At 60.4% G+C, this 1,328-nt stretch carries 1 protein-coding gene; it reads right to left on the bottom strand.

The annotated features are described in order from the left end of the window. Positions 1-51 precede the first annotated feature (51 nt). Positions 52-1,230 (bottom strand): IS256 family transposase, encoded by a 1,179-nt coding sequence (locus tag AC1D0P_RS26120; protein ID WP_477679380.1) that lies wholly within the window; start codon positions 1,228-1,230, stop codon positions 52-54. Positions 1,231-1,328: the final 98 nt, after the last annotated feature.

The raw sequence follows: 1,328 nt of genomic DNA on the forward strand, positions 1-1,328 counted from the left end.
GTGTAGCTCGGCTCGGTGATCGCCGTGCTTTCCGGCTGAGCCGGGAATGGGTCAGCGAGCCGCAGCGGGCAGGCTGATTAACGGATCATCGCTCATTTGTGCGATGGTCTCAAGGGTCATGTAACGGGATCGCTGAACAGCCCATTCGTCGTTCTGTTCGAGCAGCAGTGCACCGACGAGCCTGACGATGGCRTCRTCGTTGGGAAAGATGCCGACGACGTCKGTGCGGCGCTTGATCTCACCGTTGAGGCGTTCGATGGGATTGGTGCTGTGAAGCTTGGTCCAATGCTGTTTCGGGAAGGTCATGTAGGCGAGCACGTCTTCTTCGGCATTGTCCATGAGATTTGCGAGCTTTGGCACTTTCGGCCGGATCTGATCGGCGACGCTACGCCACTGAGTACTTGCGGCTTCCGGCGTGTCCTGGGCAAAGGCCGTGGCAATGAAGGCGGAAACGACCCGCCGGCCGCTCTTGCCGGCATGCGCCAGAACGTTGCGCATGAAGTGCACCCGGCAGCGCTGCCAGGTGGCCGAGAGGACCTTGGAGACAGCCGCTTTGATACCTTCATGGGCATCGGAGACGACGAGCTTGACGCCGCTGAGACCACGACGGGTCAGCTTGCGCAGGAACTCGGTCCAGATCGGCTCGGCTTCGGACGTGCCGACCTCTATGCCCAGCACCTCGCGCCGGCCGTCGGTGTTGACGCCGACCGCGATGATGACGGCGACGGAGACAATGCGCCCGCCGCGCCGGACTTTCAGATAAGTGGCGTCGATCCATAGATATGGCCAATCGCCCTCGATCGGCCGAGCCAGGAAAGCCTTGACCTTGTCGTCGATCTCTTCGCATAGCCGGGAGACCTGGCTCTTGGAAATGCCCGACATTCCCATCGCCTTGACCAAGTCATCGACCGAACGGGCTTCCTGGATCACTGCGGTCAGAGCCTTCTCAGCCATCCGGCGCGGCTCCAGGAAGCTTGGGAAATAGCTGCCGGTCCTGAGCTTCGGGATCCGCAGCTCAACCGTTCCAGCCCGCGTTTCCCAGTCGCGCTCGCGGTAGCCATTGCGCTGAGCGAGTCGCAACACATTCTTCTCGCCATAGGCAGCACCCGTTTTGGCGCCAATCTCCAGTTCCATCAGCTTCTCGGCCGTAAAGCCGATCATCTCGCGCAATAAATCGGTATCAGCACTATTCTCAACAAGCGAGCGAAGGGTCATCATGTCATCGGTCATCGGTGGTCTTTCCATCAGGTTTGAGCTTGAACAACCCGAGCCTACCGGAAAACACTGATGACCGCCCGCTACGCCGCTCACTCGCTACAGCGCTGTGG

It is taken from the genome of Polaromonas sp. P1_G2, assembly GCF_056405515.1.